Source organism: Pseudomonas sp. BF-R-01, from assembly GCF_019946615.1.
GTDB lineage: Bacteria > Pseudomonadota > Gammaproteobacteria > Pseudomonadales > Pseudomonadaceae > Aquipseudomonas > Aquipseudomonas migulae.
Window position 1 is genome coordinate 39,435 of the sequence record NZ_JAGYFX010000041.1, and the last position, 15,926, is coordinate 55,360.

Genomic DNA, 15,926 nt, shown 5'->3' on the forward strand with positions numbered 1-15,926 from the left:
AGCTTACACCCAAGCCTTCCCAAGCCAATTTAAATTGACCCCATGCAACCTCCGCACGCTTACGCTAGTCTCATACGGTTTTGGACCTCCGGATGATTGACGGCGACATCATTATGACATTAAGGTCGCCAGCTAATTGCAGGAGCAAGAACAGACACCTTTGTCTGTCATTTTTGCGCAACAGAACATATGGAGTTTGAATGCGCGGGGCACTATTACGCAGCGGTAAGAGCGGGTCATTCACAGCCTTGGGCGAAACAGGTCAACCGGTATACCGGGCGGCCCTGCAATTGCGCGAAGCCATTCGCCGCAAGAACCCCGAAATGGTCGATCATCTGGCCATCCCTCAAAGCGATGAGCTCGGTAACCAGATCGATTGGTACAGCGGCCTCGACGGCGATGTGATCCCGTGGAGCAGTGCGACCGAAGAAGAACGCGTCCCTGCCCGCCGCCAACTTGAAGCGCTGAAAACCGCGCTCGAGGAATTGAGCCAGCGTTTCCTGGGCACTGAATCCGGCGAACAGCAGCAAGGCGACAAAGCCGTGTTCGGCAAGCTGCTCAAGCGCGTGATTCATTTCCCCGATGAGAATTTCGTCTACCTGGTGCAAGGCAAGCCGGTGCTGACCTTTTGGGGTTTCGAGCATGCCGGTACCGGTAATCGCGATCCCCTGCACTGCCTCTATCAGGTTCCGCCCGCGTTTACGCTGCCCCCGGTGGTCGAAGCCGCGCCTGTCGTTGCGCCCGTCGTTGCGCCCGTCGTGCCGGTGGTTGCTCGTCCGTGGTGGCGTCGCTGGTGGTGGCTGTTGCTGCTGCCGTTCCTGCTACTGCTTTTGTGGCTGTTGCTTGGTCTGCGTGGTTGCGTGCCGATTCCGTTGGTGGCGGTAGACCTGCTGCCTGAGGGCATCGTGCCGGTGGAAAAACAGCTGGAAGAACCGCAACTGACCGGCAATGCCACGACGCTGAACGGCGTTCCGGTGACGGGCACCGTTGTAGGCTCTACCACTGGAACCGGCACCGGTACCGCCGTGACCGAAACCCAAGGAGTGGAAGCGCCGGCGGTCGAGGGCAACGAGGCAGATGCAGCGCCGGCCGACCTGGCCAAAGACCCAGCCAAAGACCCGGCCAAAGACCCGGCAGCCGAATCGCCCGCCACCCCGCCCGAAAACAAAACCGCGCCGCCGGATATCACTTCGCCCGAGGCCGAAAAATCCGCCGCCGCAAAACCCGGCCCTCCCCTGAGCATTCCACCGGACGCCGCCGACGGTGCCGCCAAGTTCCTCGACGGTCAGTTCCGCGCCGGCGCCGGTATTCAGGACCGCCGGACCGGCAAACCGCTGCGTCTGGAATACCAGCTCAAGGACGGTAAGGGCGAAGTCACCGTACACCAGGCCGACGGCACGAAATGCACCGGGCCGGTGAGCGCTACTATGAAGGGTGGCAGCTTGGCCATCGACAGTCAGGGCCAGGCCGTGTGTGGCGATGGCAGCACTTACGACATGCCCAAGGTCAACTGCCGCAAAGGGGCGACCACAGTCGCAGACTGCACCGGCGGTTACGGCAAAGAACAATTCCCCATGTCCATGCGGCACGTGGCCGAATAAAAACGGAATAACCCGACATGTTGCCTGAAGTCACCCAATTCGAAGACACCGTCACGCTGGTCAGCGACACCGGCATCCAGTTCATGGATTTCGCCCTGCGCCTGGACCCTCGCAAAGAACCGGCGGGCGAGTTCGCGCCGATGATCAGCGGGTTGATCTGCCGCCTGTCATACAACGAAGAGAAAGACTTCTTTTTCTACGAGCCGGAGCCGGAAAAGGTCGAAAAGGCCAAACCGGCGTTCAGCGTCGACATGAAAAGCAGCCTCGAACTGCTCGACGGTGTCTGGCTGCCGACCCCGTTTTTCCGCTTCATGCCGCCGCACCGCTTCGACGAAGGCCCGACCAACTGGTCGCGCATGCGCCTGGTCAAACTGGCGACGCCCGACATCGACGGCAACACCCACCGCCTGACGATGGCCTTCGACAGCCGCGTGATGCCCAAGCGTGACGGCACCGCTTACCTGGCGCCGAACGAAGAAGACATCAGCTCCGGCGTGTCCTTCAAATTGGCGACCAAGGCCAGCGAAACCCGCTGGTTCCTGGCCCAGCCGTGGGTCAACGAATGGCTGCTGGAAGTATTCAACGAGGGCAATGCCCACCGTTCGCGCGCAGAGCTGGACACCGACATCCGCGCCAACTATCACTTGGCGCACTACCTCAACTTGCTGAGCCTTCTGAGCAAGCCATCGGCGGCGGAACAGTCGACTGCCCGGCCGAAAGTTGAAATCCCTGAATTGAAGGTGGTTGCCAACGACAGCAATGGCCTGGTCAAACCGATTCCGGTGGACCTGGTGCTGGACGTCGGCAACTCGCGCACCTGCGGCATTCTGATCGAGAACCACGGTCAGGCCGGTTCCGGGTTGAAACAGAACTACGTGCTGGAACTGCGCGACCTGATCACCCCCGAACACACTTACAACCTGCCGTTCGAAAGCCGTGTGGAATTCGCCCAGGCATACTTCGGCAAGGACCACTGCTCGGTCAAAAGCGGCCGGCACGATGCGTTCCAATGGGCAACGATTGCCCGCGTCGGCAACGAGGCCAGCCGTCTGGCCAGCCGTCGTCGCGGCACCGAAGGCTCGACCGGGCTGTCCAGCCCGAAACGCTACCTGTGGGACGAAAACGCCTACGGCCACGGCTGGCGCTTCAACTGCTCGTACATCAAGACCGACAGCGAGCCGTACGCCACTGCCGCGCCGTTCTCGCACCTGATCAACGAAACCGGCGAAGCGCTTTACAGCCTCGAAGAAGATGATCGTCTGCCGGTGTTCATGCCGCGTTATTCGCGCAGCTCGCTGATGACGTTCATGCTCGCCGAGGTCCTGGCCCAGGCGCTGTCGCAAATCAACAGCCCGGCCCAGCGCTCGCGCCAGGGTCACACCCGTGTGCCGCGCCAGCTCAACAGCATCACCCTGACCGTGCCGCCGGGCATGCCGCAGGCCGAGCGCAGCATCCTCAACGAACGCATGCAGCAAGCCATCGGCCTGGTGTGGAAAAGCCTCGGCTGGCATGCCGGCGAGGAAGACCCGCATCAGGACCAGGCCGTCAGCCCGCGCACGCCGATCCCGAGCATCCGCGTCGAATGGGACGAAGCCTCCTGCGGCCAGTTGGTGTACCTGTACACCGAGGTCAACGAGAACTTCGCCGGGCACCCGGAAGAGTTTTTCGACACCCTCGCCCGGCCGGACAAAACCGACCGTGAACGCATCACCCTGGCGACCATCGACATCGGCGGTGGCACCACCGACCTGGTGATCACCGACTATCGCCTCGACCGCGCCGGCAACACCGGCAGCGGCAGCAACGTGCACATCGTGCCCGAGCAGCGTTTTCGCGATGGCTTCAAAGTGGCCGGCGACGACATTCTGCTGGACGTGATTCAGGACTTCGTCCTGCCGAGCTTCGAAAAAGCCTTGCAGATCTCAGGCGTCAAATCGCCCGTCTCGCTGATGTCGCGGCTGTGTGGCGATGAATCGGTCAGCGCCCAGGACATGATCCTGCGCCAGCAACTGAACCTGCAGGTTTTTGCCCCGCTGGGCCTGGCGCTGCTCAAGGCCTACGAGCATTACGACCCGCAAGACCAGCAGGAAGTGAGCACCCAGACGTACCGCCAATTGCTGGGTGACAACGCAATCAGCCAGACCGTGCTCGATTACGTCAATGCCGCCGTGCGTCGTGATGTCGGCAGCCAAAGCGCCTTTGACCTGTACGAATCGTTGATCAGCTTCGACCTGCAAAAGCTCCATGCCGCATTCCTCAACGATCAGATCAACATCACCAAGATCCTCGGTGCGCTGTGTGAAGTGGTCGCGCATTACCCGTGCGACGTCCTGCTGCTGACCGGCCGCCCTTCGCGCCTGCCCGGCATTCAGGCGTTCATCCGCAAGGTGTTGCCGCTGCCACCGGGGCGCATCCTGGCGTTGCAGAACTACCGCACTGGCGGCTGGTACCCGTTCCACAAGAACGGCCTGATCGACGACCCGAAAAGCACCGCTTCGGTCGGCGCGATGCTGTGCCTGTTGTGCGCCAACCACAGTGTGCCGAACTTCTACTTCCGCGCTTCGGCACTCAAACCGTATTCGACGGTCAAAAACATCGGCGTTATCGACCTGAACAACGTGATCAAGGATGCCGACGTGCTGTACCGCGACATTCAGTCCGAAGACTACAAAATCAAGCTGCCGGAAATCGGCACGGGCGACGCCGCCGACACGCCTCAGCTGGAAATGCGCGGCGATCTGCGCCTCGGTTTCCGTCAGCTGGCCGCCGACCGCTGGGCCGCTTCGCCGCTGTACACCTTGCGCTTCACCAAGGCCGGTCGGGAGAAGTTCTCCCGTGCGATCGGTGAAAACGGCAGCGCGCCGCTGCTCAAGGTGCGCTTCGAGGTCAAACCGGCGGACAAGTACACACGCAAGCAGGATCTGGTCAGCGACCGCCTCTCGGTACGCAACATCGAATCCAACTGCAGCAACGTCAACTTCAACCCGCGCAGCGACCTCGAGCTGGAACTCAACACCATGCTCGACGCCGGCCTGAGCGAGACCAAGTACTGGCTCGACAGTGGAAGTGTGAAACGCAAATGAATGACCTGACCCCCGATCAACATCAGCTCTCTACCCGCTGGGCCGCTGTTTATGAAGGTGCCGGTCAGGCGCTGGAATGGATTGGCCAGACCCGTGTCAACGCGCCACGTCTGGACAGCGAAGCCGACAACCTGAACATCCGCCTGCATCGCGCCCGCAACCTGGCCCACAGCCTCGGTCGCGTGGCCTGCACGCCGATGACCATCGGCTTTTTCGGTTTGTCCCAGGCGGGCAAGTCCTACCTGATCTCGGCCCTCGCGGCCGGGCAGAACGGCAAACTGGAAACCGATTTCGGCGGCCAGCGCCTGGACTTCATCAAGCACATCAACCCGGTGGGTGGCGGCAAGGAAGCCACCGGCCTGGTGACGCGCTTCAGCCGGCGGGCCACACCGAGCCAGGACCCGGATTTCCCGGTGGAGCTGACGCTGTTCAAGGAAATCGAGCTGGCGAAGATTCTCGCCAACTCCTGGTTCAAGGATTTCGACCTTGAACGGATCTCCTACGAAATTGACGAGGAACGCATCCAGCGAGTCCTCAAGCCGTTCGAAGGCCGCGAGACCGGGCCGATGCAGCCGGGTGTCAGCGCCGACGATCTGGTGTCGCTGTGGGATTACCTGCGGGACAACTTCCGCAACTCGGTGAAAAAACTCGAGCACCTGTATTGGCCGAAAGCCTTGCAGCTCGCGCCGCGCCTGAATTTCCAGGAACGTGCCGAGCTGTTCGCCATTCTTTGGGGTGAGCAAAGCGAACTGACGCGCGTGTATCAGCAACTGGCCGGCGCGCTGCACAAGCTGGGCCTGCCCGAGACGGTATTCGCGCCGTTGAAGGCCTTGGTGAGTTTCGAAAACGACAATTACACCCAGCGCGACAGCATCATGAACGTCGACATCCTCGAGCGCTTCGGCAGCCCGCGGGACTTGCCGATCGACGTGCGGCCACGCATCGACGGTCGCCTGCAAAACAGCCAGGGCATTCCTGTCGCGCAACTGGCGGCACTCACGGCGGAAATGACGTTCGGCCTGATCGAAGCCCCGGCCGATGACATCGTCAACCAGGTCGATCTGCTCGACTTCCCCGGCTATCGCGGACGCAAGAAGCTGCACGAGATCGCCAACTCCAACGACCCGGAATCCGCCACCAAGGACAACTCCGTCTCGCAGCTGATTCTGCGTGGCAAGGTCGCGTACCTGTTTGAGCGCTACACCGACAACCAGGAAATGAACGCGCTGGTGGTGTGCACCGGCTCGACCAAACAAAGCGACGTCAACGACGTTGGCCCGGTGCTGACGCGCTGGATCGAAAAAACCCAGGGCGCCGACGCGGCCGCTCGCAGCAAACGCGACACCGGTCTGATCTGGGCATTGACCATGCTCGACCTGCGCATCACCAACTCCCTGAGCCTGACACCCGATCAGTACGACGAGAGCTGGAACGGCATGGTCAAGCTGACCATGCTGGAGCGCTTCGGCAGCTTGAGCTGGATGAACGACTGGGCCGGCACGCCGTTCCAGAACACCTTCCTGGTGCGTAAACCGCGCATGGACGCGGCATTCATCGTCCAGGACGCCAGCGGCGCCGAAACCGGGATCAACGCCAGTTACCAGGAACGCGTCGATGCGCTGGGCGAAAGCTTTGCGAGCAACGCGCTGGTGTGCAAACACGTCAACAATCCTGCCAACACCTGGAAAGAAATGCTGCGCAACGATGACGGTGGCATCAGTCACTTCAGCGGCAGTTTCAAGGGCGTGGCCAACATCGAATTCAAACTGCAGCGCATCCGTGAGCAGCTGGACGAATGCCTTGAAGGCCTGACCACGCATGGTCTGAGCACCTGGTATCACGCCGACGGTGACGGCGCCGCCGCTGCCAAGAAAGCCCAGGCGCAGATGATTCTGTCGACCCTGGGCCGTCGTCCGGCGGTGCTGGGCGAACTCATCGATCAACTCGACATGCCGAGCGAAGAGGTGCGCGACCTGTACCTCAGCGGCGTGTACGAAACCGATGACGAGCCAGCGGTCAGCGATGAGCCGGTCGCCCTGACACCGAGCCAGAGCCTGTACGGCAACGACGCCGGTTTCGATTTCGATTTCGGCGATGACGCCAGCCCCGACAGCACACCGGCCAGCAGCAAGCCCCACACGCCGGTCCCGGAACTGCAAAGCAACGAACACCGTTTTGCCAAAGCGGCCTTCAAGGCCTGGGTCGCGCACTTGCGCGAACTGACCACCCGGCAAAGCCTGCTCAACCTGCTGGGACTGGAAAAGGCCTTGCTCGAAGCGGTGGTCGACGAGCTGATCACTGCCGGTTATCGCCAGGATTTGCCGGGGCAACTGAGCCGCGCCGTCCTCAAGCGTGCCCAGAGCGGTGCGCGTCGCGATCAACTGGTTGAGCGCCAGGTACTGGAAGTACAACGCGTGCTGCGCGATTTCGTGTCCTGGTTCGGCTACCTCCAGAAACCCGTGAGCGAGCGCCCACCTAGCCGGACCGGTGCCAAAGCGCCCTTGTTCTCGTTCTATACCGACATCGGTCCGGGACAAGTACCGGAGCTGCCGCCGCAACCGGCGAACCAGGCGCAACGGTATCTCGGCGACTGGCTTTCGGGCCTGGCCTGTATCACGCAGGACAATGCCGGCCATGGTGCCGGTCGCGAAATCACCCCTGAACAGAACGAACGGCTGGGCCAAGTGCTCACAGCCTTCGCAGCGAGATAAGCAATGCCAATTCGTGTCGACCTGCTCGCCTTAGAGCCCAATGTGCCTGGCCGGGCCTGCCTTACTGTGAAGAAATGGCAGGGTGGCGAAGAACAGCTGGAATTTTCCATTCAGCGTAACCAGGACGGTTTCTACCTCCAGGACCAACAGGCCTGGAGCAACAACCCGTTCTGGTTCAAGGTTTCGCGCTTCACTGTCGCCGCCAGTGGCGAAGCTCTTGAAGCCCAGGTCGGCCCGGAAGTGGTCGACCCGCTGCTGGAAGGCAGCGCCAACTCGCAATTCCAGATCGAACTGCGCGAACAGAGCCTGGGGCATGCCGACAAAGGCGTGGTCCGGCCAGGCGTCGGGCTGTTGCCGTCCACGGCGGGTGGTCAGACGCGCTCGACGTATGGCGGCGCAGATTTGACCGCGCCAGCTGCACCAGCACCTGAGATTCCGGAAATCCCGGAAATCCCGGAACTGCCGGAACTGATCTTGCCCACCGCCGAGCCAGAAATCGAACTGGAATCGGTGCCCAACGAACGCGAATACACGCCTGCTCCGCCACCGGTGAAGAAGAGCAACAAAGGCCTGCTCGGCCTCGCGCTTGTGCTGGTATTGCTGCTGGCAGCAGCGGCCGGGTTCTGGTTCTACAAACGCACGCCGGCGCCTGCCCCGACGGTCGCGGCCGCCGCACCGGCCGGTGCCGACGCACAAGCCTGCACGCTGGAAAGCATGAACAGTCTGCCCGAGCTGACCTTCGTCCAGACCTGCATCAAGGCGGCACCCGACAGCGCCAAGCTGCTGGAAATCATCAACGAAGCCAAGGCTGGCAAACACTGCGGTGTCGCCCAGCGCCTGTACGCCAACCGTGCCCAGGCCGGTGACGCGCTGATCGCCAACGCCTATGCCCGCGAATACGACCCGAAATACCTGAAGGCCAGCGAGTGCTTCCCGGTAGCGGATAACGCCACCGCGGCCTACTGGTACGAAACGATCCTCACCCAGGACCCGAACAACGCCGAAGCCAAGCAGCGTTTCGAGGAGTTGCAGAAGTGATGCGTTCACCCGTGAGTCGTTTCCTGCTGAGCAGCGCTGCGTTGTTGGCGCTGTGCATCAGCCCGTTGTCCCAGGCTGATGACAAACCGCTGATCCAGGCCGGTAAAAAGACCTTGTTCCAACGCGTATTGACCACCCCGGGCTGCAAGATCAGCCCGACGGCGGGCGGTGCGGCAGGCGAGGCGCAACCGGTGTTCAGCCGTTTCTACGTGTACGAACGCGCCCAGGCGGCAAACGCCGAGTGGCTGAAAGTCGGCCCCGACAGTTATGGCAAAACCATTGGCTGGCTGCCTGCAAGCTGCACCACCGACTGGAAAATGCAACTGACCCTGGCCTTCACCAACCCAGCCAACCGCGACCGGCTGCTGTTCTTCAAGGAACGCACCACGGTCGAAGGCATTCTCAATGCACCGGACCCGGTGAGCAAAGTCGCCCCGCTGCGCGCCACGTTGAAAAAGGGCAAGCAAGCACCCGGCGTGCTGGCCGAAGAACCTGAATACTTCGTCGACCTGCAAAAGCAGTTCTACCTGCTGCCCGTGCTCAGCGGCGAAGAAGTCATGACCGAAGCCGGTTTCCGCACGCGCCTGCTCAATGTCGCATCGGTCAGCAAGCCCGACGAAAAAGACACCAAGGGCGCGGCTGGCAAAAATGCGTCCGGAGGCAAAGAGGCCGAAGACAAGGCCGCCAGCCAACTGAAGGAATTCAGCGCGGCGGTGGTGTTTGTCATCGACTCGACGATTTCGATGGACCCGTACATCGACCGTACCCGCGAAGCGATTCGCAAGGTTTATCAGCAGATCGAATCGCAGAACCTCGGCAAGCAGGTCAAGTTCGGCATGGTGGCTTTCCGTTCCAATACCCAGGCAGTGCCTGGACTGGAATACACCACCAAGATGTACGCCGACCCTACCAAGGTGAAAGACAGCGCCGACTTTTTCGCCAAGATCGCCGACCTCAAACAGGCCAAAGTGTCGAGCAGCAGCTTCGATGAGGATGCCTTTGCCGGCGTCATGGAGAGTATCGACAAGGTCGACTGGAGCCAATTCGGTGCGCGCTACGTGGTGTTGATCACCGACGCGGGCGCCATCGAAGGTGACGACAAACTGTCGAAAACCGGTTTGAGCGCTGCACAGGTGCGCATTGAAGCGGCCAACCCGGGCGTAGCGATTTACACCCTGCACTTGAAAACCCCGGCCGGGGTCAAGGATCACGCCAAGGCCGAGGCGCAGTACCAGAACCTGTCGACTTACCCGGGCACCAACACCTCGTTGTACTACCCGGTGAATGCGGGTGATGTGCAGGAGTTCGGGCGCAAGGTCGACGCACTGGCCACCGCGATCACTACACAGGTGAAAGCCGCCTACATGGGCGAAGACGCCATCGGCAGTGCGGCGAACGCCAAGCAGGACCCGGCCGAGAAGAAAATGCTCGAGGACGCCGCGCTGATCGGCCACGCCATGCAACTGGCCTATCTGGGCGAGAAGAACAACAGCAAGTCCCCGCCGGTGTTCAAGGCGTGGATCACCGACCGTGACCTGATCAAGCAGAACATCCCCACCACCGACGTGCGGGTGTTGCTGACCAAGTCCCAGCTCAGCGACTTGAGCGACGTGATGAAGAAGATTCTCGACGCTGCCAACGAAGGCCTGATTTCGCCGACGGAAATGTTCGACCGCCTGCGCTCGGTGGCCGCGACCATGGGCGCCGATCCGAACCAGCTCAAGCAGAACAACAACGCCAAACTGGCGGACATGGGCGTGCTCGGCGAGTACATCGAAGACCTGCCGTACCAGAGCGAAGTGCTGAACCTGGATGAAGAGACCTGGAAGAGCTGGGACGGTCTGGCACAGGAGAAATTCATCCGTACGCTTAACACCAAACTGCGGCACTACCAGCGTTACAACGCTGACGTCGACCGTTGGGTGGCGTTGGCCAAGGACAGCGATGCGCGGGACAACGTGTACCCGGTGCCTCTGGAAATGATGCCTTAACGAGACGCCCATGCTCGATATCAGGAACTTGCTGGTGCGCCGTGGTGAAGGCGCGCTGGCCCATCACGTGCGCCTGCCGCACTTGCAGATCGGCGGCGGGGAAATCCTCGCCATCACCGGCGAGAGCGGCAGCGGCAAAAGCACATTGCTTGAGGCCATCGGCCTGCTGCTGGCGCCGGTCGAGCTTGAGCGCTTTCGCCTGGGCGCAACGCAGGATCAGGACATCGCCCGATTGCTGGCCACGGATGATCAACCGGCTTTGGCGGCGGTACGTTCGCGGCATCTGGGGTTCATTTTGCAAAGTGGCGGCCTGCTGCCGTTTCTGAGCGTGCGCGACAACATCAGCCTGCCGCGCCGTTTGCTCGGCATGTCGGCACACAGCGCGCACATCGACCACGCGGTTGAGGTATTGCGCCTGCAAGGATTGCTGGATAAAAAGCCGCAGGCGCTGTCGATCGGCGAACGCCAGCGCGTGGCCTGCGTTCGCGCCATTGCCCATGAACCGCTGCTGCTGTTGGCGGACGAACCGACCGCCGCGCTCGACCCGCACAGCGCCCGGCGCCTGTTTGAATTGCTGCTGAGCCTGGTGTCGAGCATGGGCCTGAGTGCGCTCGTGGTATCCCATGACTGGGCCTTGTTGAAGGATTTCGGCTTGCCGCGACTCGGCGCTATCAGCCGCCAGGGAGAGACTCTGTTTGAACCGATGGACTGACCGACTGCGCCTGCTGGGCACCCTGGCCCTGCAAGACCTGTGGCACGACCGCAAGGTGTCGCTGTGCATCGCCGCGTCATTGGTGGCGGTGATCGCGCCGTTGCTGTTGCTGTTCGGCCTCAAGCACGGGGTGGTCAGCCAGTTGCAGGACGAACTGCTGCGCGACCCTCGCAACCTTGAAGTGAAGATGCTCAGCAACGGCAACTACGACAGTGCCTGGATCGAGCGTCTGCGCCAGCGTCCCGAGACCGGTTTTGCCCTCGGCCAGACCCGTTCGCTCAACACCCAGGCGGATTTGCTGATCGGCATGCAGCGCTTCGTCGAAGGCGCGGAAATCATCGCCACCGAACCCGGCGACCCGCAACTGAACCTGCCGCAACTCAACCCCACCGGCGATCAAGTGATCCTCAGTGCGCGCGCCGCGCAACGCTTGCAGGCCAAGGTCGGCGATCGCGTGCAACTGCGCGTGCTGCGCCGTCTGGAAGGCGTGAATGAGCGCGGCGAGATGTCGCTGAGCGTGCTGGCGATTCTCGATGGCGCCCGTTTCGGCCGCGCCGCCGGGTTTGTCGCCCCGCCGTTGCTGCTGGACCTGGAGCGCTTTCGCGATGGCTATCAGGTCAGTGCGTTCGGCATCACCACCGGCAAGCCTCTGGGTGATCTGCAACCGCTGTATGCCCGCGCTCGCGTGTATGCACACGACATCGACCAAGTGGCGCCGCTGGAGCGCTGGCTCAACGAACAACACATCGAGACGTCGAGCCGACTGGCCGACATCGACAACGTCAAAGCCATCAACCATGTGCTGGGGCTGATCTTCGGTGTTATTGCCCTGGCGGCATTGATTGGCTGTGTGGCGTCGATGGTCGGCGCGTTCCTGGCCAACATCGACCGCAAGCGCAAAAGCCTCGCGGTCCTGCGCCTGCTGGGGTTCAAGCGCACGGCGGTCGCCGGTTTCGTGGTCGTGCAAGCGCTGCTGCTGAGCCTGGCCGGCTACCTCGGCGGATTGGGGTTTTACGCTGTCGGCAGTCATCTGTTCGACTACTTGCTCGGCAGCAGCCAGGCCACCGGCACCTTTGTCTGCCACATCACACTCTGGCATGGCCTCGCCGCCCTGCTTCTGACCTTTCTGGTCGCTACACTGGTGGCCGTGATCGGCGCCGTGCGCGCCATCAGCATCCAACCTGCGGAGAGTCTGCGTGAGCTATAAACGTTTTGGCTTGCTGTTGCCCCTGAGCCTGGGCTACTTGCTCGACGCTTCGGCGGCGGGCTGGGAAGAGAAGTATTACAACCCGATGCCCGAAGCCAGCGACGTCGTTTTGCCGATGCCGTGTGAAGGCTCGATGGTGTTTCGCAAGGTGTTCATTCCGGTCACCGGACCGCTCGACGACTACCCGATCAACATCGGTCAGGACGGCGCGGAATACGGCTATGTCGAACAGACTCGACCGACGTTTATCGCTGGCAGTTTCACCGGCGCCAAGAACGACAAATCCCGCTACTACCTGATGGCCAAGTACGAGATGAGTCAGTTGCAGTACGCTGCCCTGACCGACGAAACCTGCCCCACCGCCGCGACCAAGATGCGCTTGCCGCAAGTGGCCGTGAGCTGGGTGCAAGCCGTCGAAGCGGCTGACAAGTACAACCTGTGGCTGCGCAAGAACGCCGCCGGCAAGCTGCCGAAAGAAGACGGCGCCCTGGGCTTCCTGCGTTTACCGACGGAAGTCGAGTGGGAGTTCGCCGCGCGCGGTGGCCTGGAAGTCGGTGCGGCGGAATTCCGCGATACACGCTACCCGATGCCCGACGGCATCAACGCTTACGAGTGGTTCGCCGGGGCGCAATCGTCCAACGGCAAACTGCAGTTGTCCGGCCTGCAAAAGCCCAATCCGCTGGGCCTTCACGACATGCTCGGCAACGTCGACGAAATGATGTTCGAGCCGTTTCGCCTGAACAAACTCGACCGCCAGCATGGCCAGGCCGGTGGCTACGTCGTGCGCGGCGGCAATTACCTGACCGCCCAGGCTGACCTGCGCACCGCGTTGCGCAAGGAAGAGCCGTACTACAACGCCGAAGGCCAGGTAAAAAACAAAACCACCGGCCTGCGCCTGGTATTGGTCTCGCCGACCCTGACCTCTCGCGAACGCGTGGCCAGCATCGAAAACAGCTGGAAGAAACTCGGCACCGGCAGCAAGGAAACCGAATCCGCCGACAAAGGCACGGTTCAGTCGCTGAACACGCTGGCCTCGGGTGTTGAAGATAAAGCGCTGAAGGAAAAACTCCAGGCCTTGGAAAACCAGCTGCGCGCCAGCAACCAGCAGCAGGAAGAAACCCGCGACCAGGCGATTCGCGCCAGCCTCAATCTGGGTGCGTTCCTGTGCACCAAGATGCTCGACGACGGCCAGTACGTGGATTTCCTGCAGAAAAACTACAAGCTCAATTGCGAAGCCGCCGAAAAAGACGCCAGTTGCGACATGCGCAAGGGCAAGCTCGACGAGCAGAAGGATCGCCTGCACAAACTCAGCCGTTACTACGCCAGCAGCCTGGTGGAGTCGGCGACGTTGTACGGTCAGCCGCTGCTCGAGGCACAGGTTCCGGTGATGGAAGAAATCATTACTCGCAACAAACAGCTTCAGGACCTCAAACCCTACTTGCGCACGCACTGGGCGAATCAGAAGACCTTCCTGCAAAAACAGAAGATCGACACTGACGCCTGGCTGACCAGCTGCAAGACCGTCACTCAATAACAACACGTCAACACCGTCATCGAGGAGTTTCACCATGTCGCGCAGCCTTTGGACTCGCTTCAAACTACAGATCGCATTCGTCGTTGCCGGCAGCCTGTTGCTGACTGGTTGCGCCAACACCGGCAGTTCGATGCTCGGCGGCAGCGACGGCGCAGACCCGCGCCTGACCCAGGGCAATGACGCGGAGTTCTTCAGCAAGTCCGGTTACCAGGCCTGCGCCGTCGGCGCCGGTGTCGGCATCCTCGGTTGCGCGCTGTCCAACAGCAGCAACAAGGCTGTCTGCGCCATCGCCGCCGGTATTACCGCGTGTGGCGTGGCCATGGGCGCGAACTATTATCTGGATCAACGTCGCAGCGAATACGCCGACACCTCCACCCGTCTGGCGAAGATGAACAGCGAAGTCGAGCAAGACACGCGCAATGTGATTGCCCGCACCGAGACCGCTCAGCAAGTGATCAAGGATGACCAGGCGCGTATCGCCAGGATCAAACAGGACATCGCCAGCAAAAAGGTCGACAAGACCAAAGCCCAGACGCAAATCGCCGAGATCGACAACAACATCGCAATCTTGCGCAAAGACCTCAGCAACATGCGCAAAAAAGTCACCGAGTACAGCAAAGTGGCCGATGCCGAACGCGCCCAAGGCTCCAGCGCCGAGATGAAGCAGGTGGATGTGAGCATTCTGAAAATGAACGAGAAAGTCGCTGCCTTGCAGAAGGAAGTCGACGGTCTCTACAGCCAGCGCTCCGCAATCACTCTGGGTTAAGCACATGACGTTACGACAACTGGCGGTCCTGACCGCCGTCCTCGCCTTGAGCGGTTGCGCGACCCAGCCGGGCGAATGCGATGCGACCAATCGCGACAGCAGCATGCTGACCAAGATGAACTGCGACTACTCTGGTGGTTACAGCGATCAGGTCAAACAAAAGGAACAGGCCCTGGCCGAGTCCCGCCAGCAAAACGCGATGTTCCGTCAGGTGTACGAGAACATTCAGGCCCAGCAGCTCAGCACCAAAACCGATTTGGCCAGCCAGCAGAAATCCCAGGCTGAACTGAACCAGTCGCTGGGCAAGTTGCTGACCTCACTGAAGGCGCGCCATGGCAATGAAAGCCAGGTGCAAAAGCAGATCGCCGGGCTCGAACAGCAGCTCAAGGACTCGCAGACTGCACCGGTGGCCAAGCCTTCAAAGGCGGCCCTGGCCGCCAAGCAGGAACAACTGAAGGCGCTGCAGAAAAAGGTCAATCAACTGCAATTCAGCCTCGGTTACGAAGAGTAACTTTTCACCCGCAGGCCTCCCGCCGGAGGCCTGCAGCCTTTTCAGGAATCGACGTCATGCAGCGGGTCATCAGGGATGCGCAAGCCACACCAGAGGGGATGAGTGCGCTGCAAGCCAAAGTCGCCCTCATCCAGAAACACTTTCCGCCGACCGTCTCCAGCCTCTTCGCCATCCCGCGAATGGGCAGCGGCGAGGTGCTGGAATGGTGGACCGAACTGGGTGGCCAACCCACGCCCTATGCCGACCTCAACGAGGACGCTCAACGGCGATTGCTGGAAACCTATGAAGTGCGTCAGACGTCCCTTGGACAGTTGGCGGACGAACTGCAAAAACGCGGTCAGCCCACGGAAGCGGATGACCTGCGCAGCCTGCTCGGCGCTCCCGAGCTGGACAAACTCTACAGCCTCAACGGTGAGCCGTTGGTGGTGCGCTGGAACCAGCGCCCGCCAAAACCGGTGGTGCCACCGGTGGTTCCGCTGGCTCCGGTGGCCGCCGTGGCGCCTTCGCGCCGTGGATGGTGGATCGCCGCGGCATTGCTGGCACTGCTGTTGTTGCTCCTGGCGCTCTGGGCTTACTGGTGGTTTATGCACCGGGAAAAAGTTGTCCCGGTCGAACCGGTCGCCCCGGTGGTGACACCGATCGAGAAACCGGTTGAGCCTGTTCCCGAGCCGGTAGTGGAGCCGGAGCCTGTAGTGGAACCGAAACCGGAACCCGTACCGGTTCCAGAGCCAGAACCAGTACCCGCCCCCAAACCGGTCCCGCCGCCAAAACC

The 15,926-nt window shown here is 61.5% G+C and carries 10 protein-coding genes and 1 pseudogene; all 11 read left to right on the plus strand.

Annotated features, from left to right (window positions below):
- The first annotated feature begins 200 nt into the window (after window positions 1–200).
- Complete coding sequence (locus KGB27_RS16765; protein WP_223555394.1) at window positions 201–1,601, plus strand: SrfA family protein; 1,401 nt, start codon at window positions 201–203, stop codon at window positions 1,599–1,601.
- Between the two features lie 17 nt (window positions 1,602–1,618).
- Window positions 1,619–4,684: a virulence factor SrfB gene (locus KGB27_RS16770; protein ID WP_008030519.1), complete on the plus strand. Its 3,066-nt coding sequence runs from the start codon at window positions 1,619–1,621 to the stop codon at window positions 4,682–4,684.
- Complete coding sequence (locus tag KGB27_RS16775) at window positions 4,681–7,395, plus strand: putative virulence factor (RefSeq protein ID WP_223555396.1); 2,715 nt, start codon at window positions 4,681–4,683, stop codon at window positions 7,393–7,395. Before KGB27_RS16770 ends, KGB27_RS16775 begins: the two co-directional genes overlap by 4 nt.
- 3 nt (window positions 7,396–7,398) lie before the next feature.
- Window positions 7,399–8,433: a hypothetical protein gene (locus KGB27_RS16780; protein ID WP_223555397.1), complete on the plus strand. Its 1,035-nt coding sequence runs from the start codon at window positions 7,399–7,401 to the stop codon at window positions 8,431–8,433.
- Entirely contained in the window at window positions 8,433–10,424 is a 1,992-nt protein-coding gene (locus KGB27_RS16785; RefSeq protein WP_223450135.1) for a vWA domain-containing protein, read from the plus strand. Before KGB27_RS16780 ends, KGB27_RS16785 begins: the two co-directional genes overlap by 1 nt.
- Window positions 10,425–10,434: 10 nt before the next feature.
- Window positions 10,435–11,136, plus strand: coding sequence for an ABC transporter ATP-binding protein (locus KGB27_RS16790; protein WP_008030527.1), 702 nt, complete (start codon window positions 10,435–10,437; stop codon window positions 11,134–11,136).
- Entirely contained in the window at window positions 11,120–12,343 is a 1,224-nt protein-coding gene (locus tag KGB27_RS16795; protein ID WP_223555399.1) for an ABC transporter permease, read from the plus strand. Before KGB27_RS16790 ends, KGB27_RS16795 begins: the two co-directional genes overlap by 17 nt.
- Window positions 12,333–13,877: an SUMF1/EgtB/PvdO family nonheme iron enzyme gene (locus KGB27_RS16800; RefSeq protein ID WP_008037965.1), complete on the plus strand. Its 1,545-nt coding sequence runs from the start codon at window positions 12,333–12,335 to the stop codon at window positions 13,875–13,877. The genes KGB27_RS16795 and KGB27_RS16800 overlap by 11 nt, the downstream gene beginning before the upstream one ends.
- A 34-nt stretch (window positions 13,878–13,911) precedes the next feature.
- A complete protein-coding gene (locus tag KGB27_RS16805) occupies window positions 13,912–14,643 on the plus strand; it encodes a hypothetical protein (RefSeq protein WP_207284938.1) in 732 nt (243 codons plus the stop codon).
- Window positions 14,644–14,647: 4 nt separating this feature from the next.
- Complete coding sequence (locus tag KGB27_RS16810; protein WP_008030533.1) at window positions 14,648–15,154, plus strand: hypothetical protein; 507 nt, start codon at window positions 14,648–14,650, stop codon at window positions 15,152–15,154.
- A gap of 56 nt (window positions 15,155–15,210) precedes the next feature.
- Window positions 15,211–15,926, plus strand: a pseudogene (locus KGB27_RS16815) (hypothetical protein); the annotation flags it as partial.

Coding starts and splice junctions, on each gene's coding strand:
- KGB27_RS16765 (WP_223555394.1), top strand. CDS start 201: ATGCGCGGGGCACTATTACGCAGCGGTAAGAGCGGGTCATTCACAGCC.
- KGB27_RS16770 (WP_008030519.1), top strand. CDS start 1,619: ATGTTGCCTGAAGTCACCCAATTCGAAGACACCGTCACGCTGGTCAGC.
- KGB27_RS16775 (WP_223555396.1), top strand. CDS start 4,681: ATGAATGACCTGACCCCCGATCAACATCAGCTCTCTACCCGCTGGGCC.
- KGB27_RS16780 (WP_223555397.1), top strand. CDS start 7,399: ATGCCAATTCGTGTCGACCTGCTCGCCTTAGAGCCCAATGTGCCTGGC.
- KGB27_RS16785 (WP_223450135.1), top strand. CDS start 8,433: ATGCGTTCACCCGTGAGTCGTTTCCTGCTGAGCAGCGCTGCGTTGTTG.
- KGB27_RS16790 (WP_008030527.1), top strand. CDS start 10,435: ATGCTCGATATCAGGAACTTGCTGGTGCGCCGTGGTGAAGGCGCGCTG.
- KGB27_RS16805 (WP_207284938.1), top strand. CDS start 13,912: ATGTCGCGCAGCCTTTGGACTCGCTTCAAACTACAGATCGCATTCGTC.
- KGB27_RS16810 (WP_008030533.1), top strand. CDS start 14,648: ATGACGTTACGACAACTGGCGGTCCTGACCGCCGTCCTCGCCTTGAGC.